The 19,520-nt window shown below is 40.7% G+C and carries 26 protein-coding genes and 1 pseudogene; 3 read left to right on the top strand and 24 right to left on the bottom strand.

From position 1 onward, the window contains the following. Positions 1-6: 6 nt before the first annotated feature. The 12 genes from cobM to DV740_RS10525 form a co-directional block, all read right to left on the bottom strand. A complete protein-coding gene (gene cobM, locus DV740_RS10580; protein WP_118088055.1) occupies positions 7-768 on the bottom strand; it encodes a precorrin-4 C(11)-methyltransferase in 762 nt (253 codons plus the stop codon). Further along, positions 765-1,874: a cobalt-precorrin-5B (C(1))-methyltransferase CbiD gene (gene cbiD / locus DV740_RS10575; protein WP_118088054.1), complete on the bottom strand. Its 1,110-nt coding sequence runs from the start codon at positions 1,872-1,874 to the stop codon at positions 765-767. The genes cobM and cbiD overlap by 4 nt, the downstream gene beginning before the upstream one ends. A gap of 20 nt (positions 1,875-1,894) precedes the next feature. After that, positions 1,895-2,530 carry a precorrin-8X methylmutase gene (locus tag DV740_RS10570; RefSeq protein ID WP_118088053.1) on the bottom strand — a complete coding sequence of 212 codons (636 nt, stop codon included), beginning with the start codon at positions 2,528-2,530 and terminating at the stop codon, positions 1,895-1,897. Next, complete coding sequence (locus DV740_RS10565) at positions 2,527-3,561, bottom strand: pyridoxal phosphate-dependent aminotransferase (protein WP_242994296.1); 1,035 nt, start codon at positions 3,559-3,561, stop codon at positions 2,527-2,529. Before DV740_RS10565 ends, DV740_RS10570 begins: the two co-directional genes overlap by 4 nt. A gap of 35 nt (positions 3,562-3,596) precedes the next feature. Next, positions 3,597-4,565, bottom strand: a complete 969-nt coding sequence (gene cbiB, locus DV740_RS10560; protein WP_118088051.1) for an adenosylcobinamide-phosphate synthase CbiB — start codon at positions 4,563-4,565, stop codon at positions 3,597-3,599. Beyond that, positions 4,562-5,296 carry a histidine phosphatase family protein gene (locus DV740_RS10555; protein ID WP_158561556.1) on the bottom strand — a complete coding sequence of 245 codons (735 nt, stop codon included), beginning with the start codon at positions 5,294-5,296 and terminating at the stop codon, positions 4,562-4,564. Before DV740_RS10555 ends, cbiB begins: the two co-directional genes overlap by 4 nt. Beyond that, positions 5,269-5,673, bottom strand: a complete 405-nt coding sequence (locus tag DV740_RS10550) for a bifunctional adenosylcobinamide kinase/adenosylcobinamide-phosphate guanylyltransferase (protein WP_118088295.1) — start codon at positions 5,671-5,673, stop codon at positions 5,269-5,271. The genes DV740_RS10555 and DV740_RS10550 overlap by 28 nt, the downstream gene beginning before the upstream one ends. 121 nt (positions 5,674-5,794) lie before the next feature. Then, on the bottom strand, positions 5,795-6,580 hold the full coding sequence (locus DV740_RS10545; RefSeq protein WP_118088294.1) for an adenosylcobinamide-GDP ribazoletransferase: 786 nt from the start codon (positions 6,578-6,580) through the stop codon (positions 5,795-5,797). 16 nt (positions 6,581-6,596) lie between these two features. Continuing rightward, positions 6,597-7,199: a bifunctional adenosylcobinamide kinase/adenosylcobinamide-phosphate guanylyltransferase gene (locus DV740_RS10540; RefSeq protein ID WP_118088049.1), complete on the bottom strand. Its 603-nt coding sequence runs from the start codon at positions 7,197-7,199 to the stop codon at positions 6,597-6,599. After that, the gene (cobT, locus tag DV740_RS10535; RefSeq protein WP_242994295.1) at positions 7,196-8,260 is read right to left on the bottom strand and encodes a nicotinate-nucleotide--dimethylbenzimidazole phosphoribosyltransferase; all 1,065 of its coding nucleotides are present in this window, start codon (positions 8,258-8,260) and stop codon (positions 7,196-7,198) included. Before cobT ends, DV740_RS10540 begins: the two co-directional genes overlap by 4 nt. Beyond that, a complete protein-coding gene (locus DV740_RS10530) occupies positions 8,238-9,803 on the bottom strand; it encodes a cobyric acid synthase (protein ID WP_118088047.1) in 1,566 nt (521 codons plus the stop codon). The genes cobT and DV740_RS10530 overlap by 23 nt, the downstream gene beginning before the upstream one ends. 34 nt (positions 9,804-9,837) lie before the next feature. Next, the gene (locus tag DV740_RS10525) at positions 9,838-10,221 is read right to left on the bottom strand and encodes a hypothetical protein (protein ID WP_118057637.1); all 384 of its coding nucleotides are present in this window, start codon (positions 10,219-10,221) and stop codon (positions 9,838-9,840) included. A gap of 264 nt (positions 10,222-10,485) precedes the next feature. Between DV740_RS10525 and DV740_RS10520 the strand changes: the two genes are divergently transcribed. Together DV740_RS10520 and DV740_RS10515 are read left to right on the top strand one after the other, a co-directional pair. Then, a complete protein-coding gene (locus DV740_RS10520) occupies positions 10,486-10,749 on the top strand; it encodes a type II toxin-antitoxin system Phd/YefM family antitoxin (protein ID WP_118057661.1) in 264 nt (87 codons plus the stop codon). Further along, entirely contained in the window at positions 10,746-11,078 is a 333-nt protein-coding gene (locus DV740_RS10515; protein ID WP_118088046.1) for a type II toxin-antitoxin system RelE/ParE family toxin, read from the top strand. The genes DV740_RS10520 and DV740_RS10515 overlap by 4 nt, the downstream gene beginning before the upstream one ends. Positions 11,079-11,162: 84 nt before the next feature. Here DV740_RS10515 and DV740_RS10510 read toward each other — a convergent pair. The 3 genes and pseudogenes from DV740_RS10510 to DV740_RS10500 all read right to left on the bottom strand — a co-directional run. Next, a pseudogene (locus DV740_RS10510) lies at positions 11,163-11,399 on the bottom strand (peptide deformylase); the annotation flags it as partial. Positions 11,400-11,599: 200 nt separating this feature from the next. Further along, positions 11,600-11,824: a hypothetical protein gene (locus DV740_RS10505; RefSeq protein ID WP_199534950.1), complete on the bottom strand. Its 225-nt coding sequence runs from the start codon at positions 11,822-11,824 to the stop codon at positions 11,600-11,602. Positions 11,825-11,901: 77 nt separating this feature from the next. Next, positions 11,902-12,717, bottom strand: a complete 816-nt coding sequence (locus DV740_RS10500) for a sugar phosphate isomerase/epimerase family protein (protein ID WP_117841919.1) — start codon at positions 12,715-12,717, stop codon at positions 11,902-11,904. A gap of 507 nt (positions 12,718-13,224) precedes the next feature. Between DV740_RS10500 and DV740_RS10495 the strand changes: the two genes are divergently transcribed. Continuing rightward, positions 13,225-13,488: a GntR family transcriptional regulator gene (locus DV740_RS10495; RefSeq protein ID WP_118088044.1), complete on the top strand. Its 264-nt coding sequence runs from the start codon at positions 13,225-13,227 to the stop codon at positions 13,486-13,488. A gap of 79 nt (positions 13,489-13,567) precedes the next feature. Here DV740_RS10495 and DV740_RS10490 read toward each other — a convergent pair whose 3' ends face one another. The 9 genes from DV740_RS10490 to DV740_RS10455 form a co-directional block, all read right to left on the bottom strand. Beyond that, positions 13,568-14,323 carry a glycoside hydrolase family 1 protein gene (locus DV740_RS10490; protein ID WP_118088043.1) on the bottom strand — a complete coding sequence of 252 codons (756 nt, stop codon included), beginning with the start codon at positions 14,321-14,323 and terminating at the stop codon, positions 13,568-13,570. A gap of 204 nt (positions 14,324-14,527) precedes the next feature. Then, complete coding sequence (locus DV740_RS10485; protein ID WP_118088042.1) at positions 14,528-15,310, bottom strand: arginase family protein; 783 nt, start codon at positions 15,308-15,310, stop codon at positions 14,528-14,530. Further along, entirely contained in the window at positions 15,307-15,801 is a 495-nt protein-coding gene (locus tag DV740_RS10480; RefSeq protein WP_118088041.1) for a VWA-like domain-containing protein, read from the bottom strand. The genes DV740_RS10485 and DV740_RS10480 overlap by 4 nt, the downstream gene beginning before the upstream one ends. Before the next feature lie 146 nt (positions 15,802-15,947). Then, on the bottom strand, positions 15,948-16,214 hold the full coding sequence (locus DV740_RS10475; RefSeq protein WP_199534949.1) for a hypothetical protein: 267 nt from the start codon (positions 16,212-16,214) through the stop codon (positions 15,948-15,950). Positions 16,215-16,281: 67 nt separating this feature from the next. Beyond that, positions 16,282-17,004 carry a DUF3226 domain-containing protein gene (locus tag DV740_RS10470; protein WP_118088040.1) on the bottom strand — a complete coding sequence of 241 codons (723 nt, stop codon included), beginning with the start codon at positions 17,002-17,004 and terminating at the stop codon, positions 16,282-16,284. Further along, the gene (locus DV740_RS10465; protein WP_118088039.1) at positions 17,001-18,125 is read right to left on the bottom strand and encodes an AAA family ATPase; all 1,125 of its coding nucleotides are present in this window, start codon (positions 18,123-18,125) and stop codon (positions 17,001-17,003) included. Before DV740_RS10465 ends, DV740_RS10470 begins: the two co-directional genes overlap by 4 nt. 2 nt (positions 18,126-18,127) lie before the next feature. Next, the gene (locus DV740_RS10460; RefSeq protein WP_118088038.1) at positions 18,128-18,454 is read right to left on the bottom strand and encodes a helix-turn-helix domain-containing protein; all 327 of its coding nucleotides are present in this window, start codon (positions 18,452-18,454) and stop codon (positions 18,128-18,130) included. A gap of 235 nt (positions 18,455-18,689) precedes the next feature. Further along, positions 18,690-18,773 carry a hypothetical protein gene (locus tag DV740_RS15435; RefSeq protein ID WP_442969788.1) on the bottom strand — a complete coding sequence of 28 codons (84 nt, stop codon included), beginning with the start codon at positions 18,771-18,773 and terminating at the stop codon, positions 18,690-18,692. 150 nt (positions 18,774-18,923) lie between these two features. Continuing rightward, positions 18,924-19,412, bottom strand: coding sequence for a hypothetical protein (locus tag DV740_RS10455; protein ID WP_118088037.1), 489 nt, complete (start codon positions 19,410-19,412; stop codon positions 18,924-18,926). Between the last annotated feature and the right edge of the window lie 108 nt (positions 19,413-19,520).

Below are 19,520 nucleotides of genomic sequence, written 5' to 3'. Positions count from 1 at the left end.
GCCTTCTTATGATTTTTTTGCTGCCCGGAATTCTGTAGAGAAATCTTCTGCATACAGTCTGGATTTGCTGTATCCGCTCTTGTTAATGACATCTCCAACGAGAACCAGTGCCGTTTTGGTAATTCCATGTTCTGCCGCTGTCTGTGCCAATGTTTCTACCGTGCAGATATATATTTCTTCCTCCGGCCAGCTTACCTTATAAGCCAGTGCCGCAGTGGTATCCTTTGAATAGCCGCCCTTTATCAGACGCTCGGATAACTTTTCCAACATTCCGGCACTTAAATAAATTGCCATGGAACACTGATGGGCTGCAAATGCCTCGATGCTTTCTTTCTCCGGAACTGCAGTCCGGCCTTCCATTCTGGTAATGATAAGGGACTGGGAAATATCCGGCAGGGTATACTCCAGATTCATGGCTGCCGCTGCTCCAAAACAGGCACTTACTCCCGGTGTGGAATCATAGGCTATCTTTCTTGCATCCAGTTCCTTCATCTGCTCCTGCACCGCTCCATATATGCTTGGTTCTCCGGTATGCAGCCGCACCACATCTTTTCCTTCCTGCTCTGCCTCCACCATAACTGCAAGGACTTCTTCCAAGGTCATCACTGCACTGTTATATACCTGACAGTCTGCTTTGGCATAGTCTAAAAGCTTGGGATTTACCAGTGAACCGGCATAGATAATCACATCCGCTTTTTCCAAAAGATGCATTCCTCTTACAGTAATCAAATCCGGTGCTCCGCACCCTGCTCCAACAAAATGAATCATTGCTTTTCCTCCAACAGTTCTTTTAATAATGCCTCTGCTCCCGGCGTTACACCTAAAAGTCCGATATCATTACTATAAACCATACATTCTATTTCCAGTCCATCCCCGGCACGATGCTTAAGATGGTCTTCAATTTTTTCCATGACATATTCCATGGCAGGTTCTAAAAGTCCGGCTTTTCGAATCCGTTCTACCGCATCCTCTGTACCAATGCAGTCTAATATTTCCCGAAGCAGTGTCACTTCTGCGCCCGCCCGGATTGCTGCCGCCGCCAGAAGCTCCATCCGGCAGTCTGCCTCTTTGGAATGGGTGTTCATAATGCCGCCGGATACCTTTATCAGCTTTCCGATATGACCGGTTAAGAGCATTTTGGAAAATCCAAGTTCTTTTACCATGTCAATGGTCTGTCCGATAAAGTTGCTGCATTTTACACTGCGCTCCAAATCATAACCATAGGTCCGTTTCATAAATTCCAATCCGTAGTTGCCCGGTGATATGGCAACAATAGAATGACCTTCTGCCCGCTTCTGTTTCAATTCCACTGCTATGGTATCTAGTAATGCCTTATCACTCATAGGCTCCACAATCCCGCTGGTTCCAAGTATCGAGATTCCGCCCTTTATTCCAAGTCTCGGATTAAAAGTCTGCGCCGCAAGATTTTCTCCTTCCGGCACTGAAATTACGACTTTGATTCCGCCCTGAAAATCAAACAGATGGCAGACCTCTGATACTTCTTTTACAATCATCTGCCGTGGTACCGTATTAATTGCGGCATTTCCTACCGGCTGGTCTAATCCCGGCCGCGTAACCCTGCCAACACCGATGCCGCCATCTATTTCTATCTGATTGTTATTTTCTTCACAAATGCTCACCGTTGCATAAATCCATGCCCCCGTTGTCACATCCGGGTCATCCCCTCCGTCCTTCTGTACCGCGCAGGAAACTTCTGTTTCCTGAATTTCGATATGCTCCACCGTTGCATGGTAGGGAATTCCCTTTGGTGTCTCAATGGTAATCTCTGTTTTTCTTCTTCCACTCAGCAGCATATAGACTGCTGCCTTTGCTGCGGCTGCGGCACAGCTTCCGGAGGTAAACCCATATTGCATCTTTCTTCCCCCTGATTTTACTATCGTCTTAATTGATACAAAATTGCATTGCAGATAGCTGCGGCAACATTGCTTCCGCCCTTTCTGCCCCGGTTAATGATATAAGGTACTTCTGTTTCCATAATCAATTCTTTTGCCGGTACCACATTTACAAAACCTACCGGAACTCCGATAATAAATGCCGGCTGATAGCGTCCCTCGGTTATCATTTTATGAAGCTCGATTAATGCCGTCGGTGCATTTCCCACCGCAAAAATAACCGGTTTTTCAATGGCTGCGGCTTTCTCCATGCTGATGGTTGCTCTTGTTACCTGCCGCTCTCTGGCAAGCTGTGCCACATCCGGGTCTGCCATAAAGCAATGGGCTTCTCCGCCAAAGGAAGCTAATATTCTCTTATTGATTCCGGCAAGTGCCATATTGGTATCCGTTACAATATCCGCCCCCTTAAGAATCAGTTCTTTTGCAATTTCTACTGCATGGTCAGAATAACACATTGTCTCTGCATAATCAAAATCTGCGCTGGTATGTATCACACGCTTGGTAACAGGTTCCTGCTCCCTGGGCAATACAATATGACGCTTTTCTAATTCCTCTGAAATAATCTCAAAGCTGCGTTTTTCGATCTCTCCCGGCAATACAAATTCGATTGGATTCATTTTCCCATCACCTCTCTTAATGCGCTTATCAGCCGCTCATTCTCTGTCTGCCCTCTTACTGCAATCCGGTAATACCCTTTGGACAGACCTCTGTAATTTTCACAATTTCGAATCAAAATCTGTTTCTTTAAAAGTAACTCATATAATGGCAGCTCTGTGTAAAATAAAATATAATCTGCCCGGGAAGGATACACCCGGAAGCCTAAGGATATCAGCTCTTTTGTCAGAATACTCCGCTGCTCTTTTATGAGTTTTCTGCTTTCCCCGATAAATTCCGTTTCTTTTGCTGCAGCGCATCCTGCCATCTGGGCAAATACCGATAAGTTCCATTCCGGAAGCTGTCTTGCAATCTTCTGACATACTTCCCTGTTCCGGCAGATAAGATAACCCAGCCGGACTCCCGGTATGGCAAAGGTCTTGGTAAATGCTCTCACCTGAATCAGATTCCTACATTTCATGCCAGCTTCCATTTCTTCATAAAGCTCTGCTTCTTCACAAAACGGCAGAAAGCATTCATCTACCACCACTATTATATCAAGCTCCTGACACCGCTTTAAAATCCCTTTTAAAATCTCCGGTGGAATTAACTGTCCGGTGGGATTATTGGGATTAGCAAGGTATATAAGCTCCGTTTCTTTATCTAATGCCTCAATAAAGTCCTCTCCCAGCACAAAATTATCCTGTTCCCGCAATGGAAAATAACTTACTTCACACGCTTCCGTTCCGGCAGCCCACTCGTAACCATAAAAAGCAGGAACCGGAATCAGTATTTTCTTTGGTTTTAATGCATGTAGAATTGCAGGAAAAAGTTCGGAAGCTCCATTTCCGCACAATATCTCATCTGCCGATACCTTATCCATCTCAGCAATGGCTGCCTTCAGCTTCTCCTGCCTGATGTCCGGATACCGGCTGCATAAAGCCACCGCTTCCCTAAGGGCTGCCTCTACAGATGCCGGCATGCCCAGAGGATTGATATTTACAGAATAATCTAACGATATGCAATTACGGTAGATGTCTCCTCCATGTACCATATTCCTGTTCCTTTCCTGTATTGTTATCCTTTCAATCATATAAAGAATAACAATCCCATCACCAAAAGGCAAATGCCTTCACATAAAAATGCAGTCGCATACAAAAGCCGGTTTGCTCTTCTGATGTCCTCGTATTCCACCGGACGCAGTGCATCTCCGATAAATGGCTTTTTCACCAGTCTGCCAAAATACCAGGCATCTCCTGCCAGCCGTATGGACAGTGCTCCTGCACAAACTGCCTCTGTCTGGGCAGAGTTCGGACTGGCATGATGATACCGGTCCCTCTTATAAATGTAATATGCATGCTTCCCGTCATATTCCTTTCCAAGGAAATATGTCCCTGCAATCATCAGATATGCACTGATACGGGATGGGATATAATTACAGATATCATCGAATTTTGCGGCAGCTCTGCCAAAATGAAGATAACGTTCATTCTTATATCCTACCATGGAATCCATCGTATTGACTGCCTTATAAAAAAAGCCCAGAACCGGTCCGCCAAGTGCGGTATATAGCATCGGTGCAATGACTCCATCCGAAGTATTTTCTGCCACCGTTTCAATGGCAGCCTTTGCCACTCCTGTTTCATCCAGCTTCTCGGTATCTCTGCCTACAATCATGGAAACGGCATGTCTTGCTGCTAAAAGGTCATTCTCTTTTAAACACTTATATACCTTCATACTTTCTACTTTCAGGCATTTTGCCGCAAGAATCTGATAGGTCATAATCATTTCCAAGATAACACCTGCCACCGGATGAATCCGGTACGCAAGAATCAGAAGAAGTGTGGTCACCATAAGAACTGTCAGCAAAACAAGCGCAACCATTCCAATGCCTGCTCTTACAAGGTATTTCTCACTGCACTCCTTTTTATTCATTCTTTTTTCCAATATCCCTATAAAATTTCCAATCACCCGGATGGGATGTGGCAGCCAGTATGGATCTCCCAAAAGAAGGTCCAGGCAAAATCCCAGTCCGAACGCAATCATGTGATAAATCATATTGTAATCTCCTCAAGGGAATCTAATTTCCATTCTTCCCCGCAAAGTCTAAGCTTACAGCAGTAGCCGCCTCCATTTTTCACCTGATAATCAAAATAATTTCCACCTGCAAGGATGTGAAGCAGAGCCATAATTGTGCCGCCGTGTACAACCGCTGTCACATTCCGGGGCTGACTTTCTGTTATCGGATTTTCTGTCATTTGATTTTCTTCTATCAGTTTTTCAGGCTCCCGGAGTTCTGTTATCTCATTCGCTGATGATGTCTTTGCAATATCTGCTACTTCTCCGGCAATTTTTTCCTCTATGATTTTTGTCGCGGTAAGAAGCCCTCTATGGCAACGTTTTATATATTCCTGCTGGCTTTCGCCTTCGGGAAAAGGTAGTGTGCCATTGCTGTCAATCCATTTCTGATAATAGGCATCATTTTTCAAATCTTCGTAATTTTTTCCCTCATATGCGCCAAAATTCATCTCCCGCCATTCTTCTATCGGATAAGCTTTCTTTCCCGGAAAAAGTATACCAGCACTCTCCTGACAGCGCAGCATCGGACTGATGAAAAGCAGCCATGGTTTTTTTAAAATATCTTTTTCTGCAAGAATCTCCAACTGCTTTCTGCCTTCCCCTGACAAAGCTTCTTCTGTTACACCCAAATACCGGTGTTCCCGATTTGACGGGGTCTTTCCATGACGGATAAGCAATAAATTTATTTTAATCTCTGGCTGATTCCACATACAATGCGTTCTACCCTTTCTGCCTTCTCGGCAATCCATATCTGTAGTCTTCCGGTCCGCTCCCTGTAATCCCGTTCCAGAGCATCCATCGGTACAATTCCATTTCCAATCTCATCACAGATGAAAATAAGTCCCGGATATGTTTCCAGCAGTTTATCAGCCAACAGCTCCACATCTGTCTGCTGCTCAAGACATTTCCGGACCCACAGGTGTAAATGGTTGATGACCGGATTCTCAAATTCCTGCAGTTCTTTTATCATTCCATCCCAGTCTGCAGGAAGGTTTTCGCCCTCTATCACCTGACCTTTACATTCCGGGTGAAGCTTTAACACATATTCCTTTTTTCCCTGGTAACATCCGCCCAAAAATAATTCCATGATTTTTCCTTTCCAGCCTGCTATAAAACAAAGAATGTGCCTCGGCTCATTCTCGCGCCTGCGGCGGTCGCTTGCGGCATCTACCTTATACGCCGCAGTGCGCATACTCGCGGAGCGTTTTTTACTTTACAGGAAAGCAATTTCCTGTAAAGTGAAAAACAACTGCCACTGCAACTGCCATGGCATTTTCGCATAATGACACAAAATATCCTGCGGTATCACCATTGATTCCGCCAAATTCCTTCCGGCTTTTCCAGCTATAATAACCATAACAGAGCAATGCCACAACTACTGCCGCAAGCCCCGCCCATAGGTTTACATAAATCATACATCCACTGTAGACAACTGCCTCTATGATGAGGACTGCCAGCACTCTTTTTTTCTGGGCGCTGTCTGCAAAATAAGCAAGCATACCATCCTTTTTTGCTGCCTTCAGGCTCACCACACCAATTCCGCTTAAGCTTCGTGATAACGCAAAGCCAATTCCCACTACAAGAATTGCAGACAATTCCGTAAGCTCCGCATATGCTGCTCCATAAATAAGATAATATAAAACTAGCATCAATACGGAAAATGCGCCAATATGAGGGTCTTTTAAAATTGCCAGCTTCTTCTCCTTATCCTGATAGGAATGAAATGCATCCATGGTATCCATAAACCCATCCATATGAAAGCCACCGGTAACAAGCAGTGGAATTGCCACCGCTATCAGGGTTTTGCAAAGATGGCTTATCCCGGCTGCATTTCCCAAAAAGAACCAGCCGGCTTCCAATACTCCAATGATAAGACCAATCAATGGGAAGAAGCAGAGGTGATACTGCATATCTTCTTTCTTCCAGTCAAACTGCGGCACCGGTATTTTTGAATATATGGAAAATGCAATGACGAATCCTTTTAAAATTTTCATGTATTCCTCTTCTTTCTTAAATTCCATCCTTTTTTATGAAAATCGGAATTCCTGCTACTACTTCAACGACCTGCTCTGCCCGCTCTGCAATCTGCCGGTTTATATCTCCTAACAACCGGATATAAGCCATTGTGGATGCATCATAACGGATTCCGTCTTCAAATATCTGATTCGTGACAATAATCAGTATATCACAGGAATCCTGCAATGCTGTTACTCCACTTATAATTTCATGGGAAAGCTGCTTTACTTTCGCTTCATCCATCACAGCAGACAGATTTTCTTCTGAAAACATTTCGTTGGCAACGAGGTTCGACATACATTCCAGCAAAACTATTTTCCCGGCCGACACTCCTTCTGCTGCAACTTTTCCTGCTGACACTTTTTCGGTTGCCACTTTCTTTGCTGCCTCTTTAAGTCTTCTCGGCTGCTCTATCGTAAGAAAGCCTTTTCCTGCCCGCATTTTCTGGTGACGTTCTACTTTTTTCTTTCCTTCTTCATCATACACCTGCATGGTGGCTACATAATAAAGGCTGCCGTTGCCTGCGGCTTTCACTGCCATTTGTTCTGCATATGCGGATTTTCCGCTGCCGCTTCCGCCGATTACCAATGCAATCATTCTTCATACCTCTTGTACTGTTCTATCTCAAAATTTGCAAAGGATGCTCCCTGCAAATACACGCCCAGTGCTACATCCAGCAGGGACATCATCATCACTGCACCAGTTCCCTCACCCAGCGCCATATCCGCATCCAGTACCGGATCTAAACGCAGCTTTTTCATAATCGCTGTCTCTGCCAGTTCCCGGCTCTTATGGGATGGTATCATATAATTTACGGCACCCTTGCAAAGTGTCTCTGCCAAAAGTGCCGCAACGGCACTGATGACGCCATCGATGACAACCGGTATCTGCTCGATTGCTGCTCCGATAAATACGCCTGTCAATCCGGCTATGTCCAGTCCACCTACCGTCTTTAATATGGTAAATGCATCCGCATCACGAAGGGAATATTTTTCTATCGCTTCTTCAATTACCCTGCATTTTCTTTTTAATGCCCCATCGGTTAATCCGGCACCTTTTCCGGTCACCTGCTCTACCTCTAAATCCAAAAGTGCTGCTGCAACGGCTGTGCTGGTGGTTGTATTTCCGATTCCCATCTCTCCTGTAGCAAGTATCTCATAGCCGTCTTTATGGCATTGCTGCACCAGTTGTATTCCGGTTTCTATTGCCTCTAAGACCTCTTCTTCTGTCATTGCAGGTTCCTTTGCAAAGTTTTTCGTACCCTTTGCGACTTTTCGTGGCAATACTCCGGGAATTATTTCCTCCGTATCAATTCCAATGTCCACCGGAATTACATCCACGCCCGCTACTGCTGCCATTTTTCCTACAGAAGAATTATTTACTCCCATGGCTTTTGCCACTGCAAGCGTTACTTCTTTTCCACTCTGGCTGACCCGCTCTTCCACCACGCCATTGTCTGCACACATAACAAGAACTGCTTTTTTCTGAATGGATATTCTGGTCGTCTTCTCTATGGCTCCAATCTGTGCAATCAGATGTTCAAACTTTCCAAGTCCATCCAGGGGTTTGGCGATTCCATCCAGCTTCTCTTTTACCCTGCGATACCAACTGTCATCTAAAGGCAAAATCTTTATGCTATCCAATTCTGCTTTTGTCATATTCTGCCTCCTGCAGCATTCCATAAACCGCTTCCATATCAAGATATTTCCGCAGTGTATCCGCCAGCAAATCGTACTGGCTCTCCTTATACTGCTGATAATTCATGCCCTGATTATCTTCATAATGCACTCCCTTTTTCTCCGCTAATGCCCGGATAAAAGTGGATGCGATATCTCCTTCATCAAAAATGCCGTGGACATACGTTCCGTAGACATTTCCCTTCTGCACAACGACTGCATCCTGTATACAGGATTCCTCCTGTTCATGAACTCGTGTATGATTATGAGCTTGCTCCTGTGTCTGCTCTGATGCATGCATCCGCTCTGTCTTCTGTGTTCCGCCGGTATGTCCCATATGAATCTCGTAGCCCTTGTATTCTTTGCCGGAAAGGGAAACTAACATACCGGTGAGAGGGTCTATGGTTCCCGTTACCTGACGGCGTACCTTTTCCCGGCTCATCACCGTCTTAAGCGGCAACAGCTCCATGCCCCGTAAGCTGCCGCCTTCCTCTACCGAATAGGGGTCTTCGAGGCTTTCTCCTAACATCTGGTAACCGCCGCAGATTCCAATGACCGGAGTGTCTGCGGAGAGTTTCTTTATCATAGCTTCCATGCCATTTTCGCGCATCCATTTCAGGTCACCCATTGTATTCTTACTGCCCGGCAGAATAATGGCATCCGGATGATGGATTTCCTGCACCGAAGTCACATAGCGCACCGATACGCCTTCCATATGCTCGAAAACATCAAAATCCGTAAAATTAGATATTCTCGGATAACGGATAACTGCCAGATCTATCAATGCCTCTTTCCGATGCTCAAATTTTCCGGTCAGGCTGTCTTCATCCTCAAGCTGTACCTTCATATAAGGCACCACTCCGCAGACCGGAATGCCGCCTTTTTCCTCTAACATCTGAATACCCGGTTCCAATATGGATACGTCTCCGCGGAATTTGTTGATGATTAAACCTTTTACACGGGATTTTTCCTGCTCTTCTAAAAGCATCAGCGTTCCTAAAAGCTGTGCAAACACACCGCCCCGGTCAATATCTCCTGCCAGAAGAACCGGTGCATTTACCATCTCCGCCATGCCCATATTTGCAATGTCATTTTCCTTGAGATTAATTTCTGCCGGACTTCCGGCTCCTTCTATTACAATAATATCCGCCTGCTCTTCCAGTTTGTGAAATGCCTTTAAAATATCCGGGATAAGCTTTTTCTTATAGTTAAAATATTCCCGCGCCGGCATATTGCCAATGACCGTACCGTTGACAATCACCTGGGAGCCAATATCATTTGTAGGCTTTAAAAGAATCGGGTTCATGCAGACCTGTGGCTCGATTCTAGCTGCCTCTGCCTGCATAACCTGTGCCCGTCCCATTTCAAGCCCTTCTGCTGTAATATAGGAATTCAATGCCATATTCTGTGACTTAAAAGGCGCCACGCGGTATCCATCCTGATGAAAGATACGGCATAAGCCTGCTGTAATCAGGCTTTTTCCGGCATTCGACATTGTTCCCTGTATCATAATCACTTTTGCCATGTGATAAGTTCCTCGATTTCTTTTGTTTTCTATACTATCTTGCTTCCAGTCCCTGAAGCAGTACCACATAACATGCGAAGTCTCCGATTCGTTTTCGCTCTTCCCCTAACCAATCATCCCAGTCATTGCCCAGCTTATGCTCATACATATAGACGGACAGTTTGTTTTTCGCACTGATCACAAGATTATGACAGCGGGTGCGCTCCGCATCTGCCTGTCCTTTCTCTGCCAGCGATTTCTGGTTCCATCCGTTTCTGATTCGCACATAGTCTACTGCACATTTCAAAAAACGGTCTATGAGTTCCCTGCAGGCTGCATCCGCTTCCCCCTGCTCTGCAATCTGGTTCCAGATCTGCATGGCTTCTTCAAAGGGCAGTGACGTCTCCTGTTTTAAGTACTCTTTGTATGTTGTATACATTGGACATCCTCCGCATATTTTTATCTTAACAGATATATTGTATAACATTCCTTGTTTTTAGAAAAGATACTTTCCTTTTTGATTTATGATTCTGCTTTTCATATTTCTCTTCATCTATGTGCGCTTACTCCAAAGGAATATATTAAGCATCTCTAACCTGCTACCGGCAGTTTTTATATTTATTTAACTACTATTATGGAGATGTCCATTAACCATATAGCCAAATTTTTGTATAATTTTGTTATCAAACAGGGCGGTGTTTTTATGCCAACAATTAAATCAAGTGCTGATTTAAGGAATAATTACAATGAAATTTCTACATTTTGTCATAATTATCCTGAACCAGTTTTCATTACGAAGAATGGAAAAGGTGATCTTGCTGTTATGAGCATTGAATCCTACGAAGAACTGACCAGCCGCTTTGAACTTTACAGTCAGATTAAGGAAGGAATGGACGATATTGCCACAGGCAATACCAGACTATTTTCCGAAGCTATGGCTGATATCAGGAGCCACCGCAGTCGATGAGCTATCAGGTTTATATCACTTCCACCGCAGAACACGATATTATGCGTGCTGCGGATTACATTGAATTTACCTTCAAAAATCCTGATGTTGCAGATAATCTGTTAGATGCTGCGACCGAGTGGATAGACTCATTAGCCGACCTGCCACAGAAGTTTCATCCGGCAGACGATCCAATACTGGCAAGCTGGGGCATTCGTTTTGTGAAAATTAATAATTACCTTGCCTTTTATACGATTGATAAAGAAAAACAGACTGTAATCATCGTCCGTTTTCTCTATCAGAAAAGTAACTGGACTTCCATTCTTCGACAGGGATTTCACCTCGTTTAAGGAATCTGTTTTTATGCAGGTTCCTTTTATTTTTTCAATATATATCATGAGCAAAATTTACTCATAATTAACATTCTCTGCTCATTATATTACCACTCCATTGCAGTGGTCGATCTCATGCTGGATAACCTGCGCGGTAAAGCCGAAATATTTTCCATGTTGTGGTTTAAAATCACCATTCAGATAATCTACCTCTATCTCCTGGTATCTTGTGCAGGCTTTGGCTCCATCCAGCGAAAGACAGCTTTCCTCTGTACTGTAGCCGCCTGACTTCTTCGTAATCACCGGATTCACCATTGCAAATTGAAATGGGCCTACTGCAAAGCCTCCTTTGGCATTGCCGTCTGCCCTTTGCGGTTCCAGTATTGCGCTGCCTGTTCAAATTCTTCATCCTCTCCCAATTTTTTGTCTTTCAATATAATTCAAATAATTTCTCTCTTAAGTTAAAGTTTAGCACGAAAAAAGAGGTGCCGCAACCGACACCTCTTGTGGGGTTTTATCCTATTTTCTACTTTGGAATGTTATGAAATATAATGGGACAGGAACTCAAATAATTTCTGATTCGTTTCTTCATTCAGTTCTTCAGCCTGCAAATATTCAGGCAGTGGAATTCCCTGCTGGCATTCTCCACAGATATCAATGCCAAGTATATTTCCATTTTCCAGAAAATGTGAGAGCAATCGCTCCAGCATCGGAAGTGACATATTCCCCTGACTCCAGTTTGTCTCTGTATATTGTTTATCCAAGATGTCTTTGTCTATGGATATATAAACCGGCAGATTCTTTTTCATTTTCTATATAAAATGGATAGATGTCCACCTTATTAACTTAATTCTGTTGTATTATTCCTAAGCCATTCTGTAATGTCATCAATTACCTTATCCGGATCACAGTAATAACGACGGTCACATATTTCAAACGAAATTGTCCCCTCATATCCTCTGCGCTTCAGATCTTTATAATACTTTTTCATTGGAAAATCTCCGTCTCCGGGAACTGTATGTCCCCGATCGTTAAAATGCACATGAACAAGCTGAGCGCCTAAATTATCCATATAGTCATCTATGCTTTCTTCGGCGTAGGTCATCTGATCCAGATCTACCATACCATGTATGTGAGATGAGCCTGTTTCTTCTATCATTCGTTTCAGATCTGAACTTTTTATCAGCACATTTGTTGTTGTTACCTTCAACTCCTCCAGCATCAGCTCCACATTCTTTTTCTCACAATAAGCACCCAACTGCTGCAGAGAATCCCTGCAATACTTCCATGCATCTTCCGGTGACTGATCGAAATATCCAAATCCGGTACTGATCTGAACTTTATGGCAGCCAAGAAATTCCGCCGTATCAATAGCTCGCTGATAATAACGAATACTGGACTCACGTGTTCCTCTATCCTGTGTGCAGAAGTTAACCGGGTATGTACAATTCTCCGGTGTCATTGCCATAACACTTAGGTCTCTTCTCCTAATCTCCTTTTCCAATTCAAGTAATGAAAAAAGAGAATAATCAAATATATTAAACTGTGGTGCACTACAATACAGATCAATACTGTTAAATACTGACTGTTCTACCTTGTCTAGGAATTTCTTCAGCGGATATCTCAAATAATGATAATTCATTGGTGCAAATTTCATTTCTTCCTCCTGTATTCTCCATAATAATTCTAAGATCATGCGCATGTCTTTATTGGTAGTACGTACAATAGTAATTTCATATCTCGCATTTGATATGTATCACTTTGTATCTGATACAATAGTATATCTGCACAACTTCTTTGTCAATACTATCTATTTTTTTCGTTAAATCGACCAATTTCCATTATTATTTTTTATTGTATTTGCATAGTAAAAATACATTATAATACATATTCTATTTCAAAATGTATCTTTTTGATACTTGCAAATGTGCTCATAGATGCATTTATCAATATCATCCAACTCATTTTTGTATTATATTGTTATACTAAAAGCATAGAAGTTTGTATTTTATTTTTCAATATTTTTTCTTTTTTTGCTACAAAATAACAAATCTGCATATACAAATAGTCTCAAATGTATTATTATATATACACAAAAGTATTCAACTATAAAATCAGATTACAATATCTGTTTTTTTATTTACCGGAAAGGAATTTTCATTAAATGGAACTTGATAATGCCATAGCCACACCACTTTATAAACAGCTTGAAAAACTGATTCTGGACAAGATCACCAATGGAACACTTACTCCCGTCAGTAAACTCCCGACAGAAAATGAACTAAGCGAACAATACCATATCAGCTGTGTTACTGTAAGAAAAGCCCTTGCCGCACTGGACAGTCAAGGATACCTGGAGAAAAATCAGGAAAAGGAACATTTATCGCAGAAAAGAAAATGCAGCGTTCCCTTTCTCCTGCTGTTGTAAGCTTTTCTCAAATGTGCCAACGCATGAACCAAAAACCCGGATCAAAAACCATAAAAATTGCCATTGAAGATCCAACTCCTCATGAAGCAGAATTAATGGGACTTGATGAAACCGAAAAAATTTTAGTAATGTATGCAATCATACATCCCATCTTTAATTCCGGATAATGACGATGTGCATAATTACAAATTTTTGCACTTGCTAATAATTGATGGTGCAATGCCTGCATACAGATTTCTTCCCGGTTATCCTCCTCTGTAAAAATCAATCCCCCCGCCTCATAAGATGCAAAACCTGATAATAAGACATTTATTTCATTAAAAGTTATCCAATAACGTACCCGTTTTCCATATCTGTCTAAAAGAAGCTTTGCATATTTCTCATACAATTCAATTAATTTGCGATTTCTCCATCCTCCATATTCCGTACATAATTTCATCGGCATTTCATAATGAGAAATCGTTATAATTGGTTGAATCTGGTATTTTTCAAGTTCTTCTAAAACCCTGTCGTAAAATTTTAATCCTTCTAAATTCGGCTCGCCTTCCCCCTCCGGAAAAATTCTGCTCCACGCAATAGAGAAACGTAATGCCTTCATATTCATCTTTCCAAATAATGCAATGTCCTTTTTATAATTATGATAAAAATCAACGGCTTCATGATTTAGATATTTTTCATCTTTCGACAATTCCAATGTAAGAAAACGCTTTCCATCCTCTCTTGAACCTGTCAGATAATCAATGATACTTGGTCCCTTTCCGCCTTCATTCCAGGCACCTTCCGCTTGATTTGCCGCCATAGCTGATCCCCACAAAAAATCATTAGGAAACCCCATCGTCTACCTCCTTTTTGCATAAAAAAAGCCCAAACCTACAGAGAAATTTTCTCTTATAGATTTGGGTTTTGCCTTCTTTCAAAGTTACACTCCAAATAATTCACTTGTATATTCATATATTATATCAACTTACTATTGTCAATACTTTTATATCGATAGCTTTGGAGCGCTTGTGGGGGATATCCTCTTTTCTACTTTAGAATGTTATGAAATATAATGGGACAGGAACTCAAATAATTTCTGATTCGTTTCTTCATTCAGTTCTTCAGCCTGCAAATATTCAGGCAGTGGAATTCCCTGCTGGCATTCTCCACAGATATCAATGCCAAGTATATTTCCATTTTCCAGAAAATGTGAGAGCAATCGCTCCAGCATCGGAAGTGACATGTTCCCCTGACTCCAGTTTGTCTCCGTATATTGTTTATCCAAGATGTCTTTGTCTATGGATATATAAACCGGCAGATTCTTTTTTATTTTGGAAATCTTATTTTTGTCTTCTCCGGCACGAATCTCTTCTGCAGAAAAAGTAAGGAGTTTTTCTGATATTTCCTTACGATTCATCAAGCCATCTTTTTCCCAATAAAGCTGCTCTATATCCTTCGCCTGCGGTCCGATTAATATCAGTTGCTGCAACCATGGATTCGTCTCTAACACCTTTTCTGCCCAGTCTCCGCAGCTTGTCATGTGCTCAATCATCGGCTTTTGCATGTCCGTATGATGGTCAAATACAACAAGCTGGAATTCCTTTTGAATCTGGCTTGTCATAATTTCTGTCACATAATGATAATTTCCGGAATCCAGAAAATGGATTCCATGAATTCCATATGGCTTGATTTTTTCTCTGATTTTCTCTTCTGCCTGTCTGGAACAATACAAATCACACTCCTCAATTTCAGAGCAGTCCAGCCAGTGGATGCCGGTATTCTTTGGTATGTTTTCATCGCAATATACATGCGAAAAATCTAAAATCAGATGATTGGTTGTCATTGTTGTGCCTTTCTTAGTCTTGCTACTTTTCCAAAGGGTGGATTCACATCTTCATTATCAATCAACCAGAGAACCGGAGTATCAGGTATATCTGCTTCTTCTGGAAATAAACCATATCCATCAGTAAATATAATAATGACAGCTGACAGGTCGTGTTTCATATTACTTTTTATATAATGAAACACAACCGTAAAATCAGTACCACCTCCACCATATGGTATTATTTTTTCTAATTCATTAATATTTTCAAACGAAATTGGTGTGGTTACATCTGTATCAAAGAACCCAAGCTTTCCCTTTATTTTACCATTAAATTGCTCAATAACACCTCTAATTTCTGCATATACTGCTTCAAGCGCATCTTGATTTACTGAACCGGAAGTATCTGCCCAAAACAAAATTTCTTTTGCGACAAAATCTCTTTCGTTGAAATCTGGCAAAAAGAAGTCAAAATCAGAGAATCTTCTATCAGGAGAAAATGAATAATCCATTCCACCCTAACCCTTAGAATATATTGGCTTGGTATCTATCTTGAACTTTATATTCGGATTATTTGTGATAATGATTTTCGAAATAAGTCCCTCCTCATTTACAACAATGCGGACAATTGACGTAAAATTATATTTTTCATCTTCCGCTAATATAATACAACGTTGAATGCCTGATATAATGGGTTATGTGTCACACTTCTTCCATCCAGCGAAATAAACATCCGCTTACCAGAAGCATTCTGATTAAAGGTAACAAGCTTTCCCAAATAGCTCTGTATTCTGCGGCGCTCATTATCATAGCTTCGGGCACTTTTCCGGTCATACTCTCCTCTTGTTTTGAATCCATAAATAAAGAAGTCACGCATGTAGCTTCTTATATTGTCAAAATTTTTTATTAACTCTGAATATGCCATGGCGACCTCCAAATAAAATTTTTATTCTTGTATTTATCTATGTTTACATCCCAGGAATACCGTATACTTATCTTCCCAAATCCGCAAACGGAGCAAACAGCTCATTTAAAGATTCTGACTTTTTCCAATCTATTTTTGAAACATAGGTTGCAAAAGATCTCATGGCATGTTTAGGATCTCTTACGCTAAAAAATGTTCCTATAGTTGCCTTGTTTGCATAATTTATCTGCTCTAGTTCTGGAACTAACTGTACTTTCAATGAATCAATAAACTGTATTACTTCTTCAATCAGAGCCTGTTCCTCATTTATTTCTTTCAAAGCGTCAATTATTACATTTTCAAGAGCGCCTTTCTTATCTGGTGGTACGACTAAAAGATATGTATCTATTGCCTTGGTTAATCCAAAAGAATCCTCTATGGAAATATCACTCCATTCACCAATCTTGAATGATATATTTTCAAACAAGTCGTTTATTCTTCTTCCTATTTTAGGGAGTGCTTCATCATCTCGGTCTGTGACAACCATGATAGAAGCAATTTCTTTCTCTATAATCATGCTATTAATTCTATGCTGCTTAATAAAATGCGAAAATCTTCCATTTCCGCCTACGCCACATAAAATAAGCTGATTTCCATTCTTTGAAAGATTCTCTATATGATCATGAGCATCCAATGGAATCATTCTCAAATTATTCTCTTTTTCGTGTTTCCAGTCATACACATTTTGCAGATAATAACTGATTAACTGCACATCTGATACGCCTTCAACAAGTATTAGTTCTGTCATCATAGGCGCACCTCAAACTCGAACGCTTTTCTGTTTTCATAGACGTACTGACCATCTACATTTCGAGCCACTACGTTACTTCCCTTTCCATCCTTCGATTCTACTTTCTTTAAGGTGATAACTTTGATTGGATCAATCTTATTATCGATATCATCATATTTTCCATACTCGAGAATTGCATCAATGGCTTCCATACTATGTGTTGCAATAAACAATTGTACATTAAGCTTTTTCGCCAATTCAAAGACCACAGGGAATAACTTGTCGTAGTATTTTTTGTGTAAGCCTGTTTCTATCTCATCTATGAGCAAAATAGAATCTGTTGCATCAAACAACTTATTTAAAATATATAATATTTTCTTTATGCCATCTCCATACACTGAAAAAGGCATATTAACTCCATCTTCTGTAATAACGGTTTCCAAGAAAGATCCATCATCTGCTTTTGTATAGCAAATATCCACGATAGCTTCATCAAACTGTTTCAAAATACTTATAGCCAAATTTTTGTACTCAGGATTATCTACGATATTCTGTAACAGATCATATCTTAAATGACCAAAGGAAGGAATATATTGCACTTCCTTCTTAACCACTGGTCCAACAAATGTATTGTCCAAAGAAGTAAGTTTAATCTTCTTTTCCACTAACTTCTTTCCTTTTTGACTAATAATGCTGCCATTAAAAACTTTTACCATCTCAGGAACGAGTGTAGATGTCTTTTTATAGTATGCCTTTTGACGTGACGACATAGTTGATATTTGAAGAGCATCTTCTCCGGAGATATTTTTTTCTGTTCCTCGCATTTCAAATTCGATAGGTCCAACATTGCTTTCAGCGTAAATATCTAATTCTAACGAGTCGCTTCTTTGCATAGCATTAAACATCTTAATGAACGAACTGTAAAAACTACTGTCATTCACGTTCAGCACAGTTCTCTGCTTTATTATATTTTTTATAGAGCCCAACTGAACATTTGCAAATAACAACTGAATGGCCTCCAAGAATGAAGTTTTTCCGCTATTATTATCCCCGACAATAAGGTTGATATTGGAAAACCTGGAAACTTCTAATTTCTTGATTCCTCTAAAATGGTTAATCTCAATTTTTTTTATATTGGCCATTATTACTCATCCCCTTCCACACTTTCAAAGCTAATGACTAATCTTGTATGCGTAGCATCCGCAATCTTCTGTAAAGTCTCTATTCTTGGAACAACTTTTCCATTCTGTATTTTGCTTATATTAGATTGAGACATATTGGTTATGTGACATAAGTCCTCCTGTGTAAGATTATTCTCATCTAATACCCTTTGTATTTCCTGTGATATACCATTTAATATCTCTTTAATATTACTTGTTTTATTCTCAGGTTTTATTTCACTCATTTCAGTCTCTGGTTTTTTTAAATTATTTATCTGTTCAAAGATTGCATTTAATGCATCATTATCCATAAATAATCCCCTTTCACTATGTCAGCATTAACATAATTATTCAAATTTAGTCTCTTTTATGTTATGTGTGACATATTTTCATTATCATTATATCTATATTGTTATATATAACATATTTTAATCAGAATTTCAATATAATTGTTACGTATAGCATATTTTTAATGCTTTATCTGGTAAAATGGGGCATATTGTGATTCGCCTCAGCCTTATAATAGCTTCACCTAATAGCTTCCCATTATGTCCCTGCATTGAATAACACTTCCAACAAACATGCTTTGATCTTGCGAATCTTAGTAGTATTCTTTCCCATACAGTACACAACATACCTATGATACCCCTAATTATGTTTCAGAAGCTTTCGCTTCACTAAGATTACTGAACATGCCTAACTTCCACAATATATATTATACATAAAACCCCCACCAGACAGATTTCTCTATCTAATGGGGGCAATCATCATAATATATTTTTAGTACAGCTTTGCTCCTGCCGGAATGTGGTTATCAACCATCAGAAGATGAAGTTCTTCATCCTCTGAATCCTTAAGGTTGTTGACTGCGGAAAGTAACATACCACAGGAATCAATTCCCATCATCTTACGTGGTGGAAGATTTGTGATGGCGATAAGTGTCTTGCCAACAAGCTCTTCTGGCTCATAATAAGCGTGGATTCCGCTTAAAATAGTACGGTCTGTGCCTGTTCCGTCATCTAAAGTAAACTGTAATAATTTCTTTGATTTAGGAACTGCTACACACTCTTTTACCTTAACAGCTCTGAAATCTGACTTGCTGAATGTATCAAAGTCTACTTCTTCCTCAAATAAAGGCTCAATCTTTACGTTGGAAAAGTCAATCTTTTCAACCGGTTCTGCAGCCTGCGCAGAAGCAGTGCCTGCAGCCTGTACTTCGTTGTTGTTAGATGCCTTAACTGTCTTTTTATCGGAATCAAGACTCTTCATTGTCGGGAGCTTTTTCGCTCCTGCTGTAAAGAGCTGTAAGATGATTTACATTTCTTTAAATCATTACATATTAGATAAAAGCATGTAAAATTTCTTTTACATAGCTTA

This window comes from Roseburia sp. AF02-12, from assembly GCF_003461765.1.
Taxonomy (GTDB): Bacteria; Bacillota; Clostridia; order Lachnospirales; family Lachnospiraceae; genus Roseburia_C; species Roseburia_C amylophila.
Note: the sequence above shows the minus strand (reverse complement) of the source record. Positions and strands in the feature narration are given on the sequence as shown.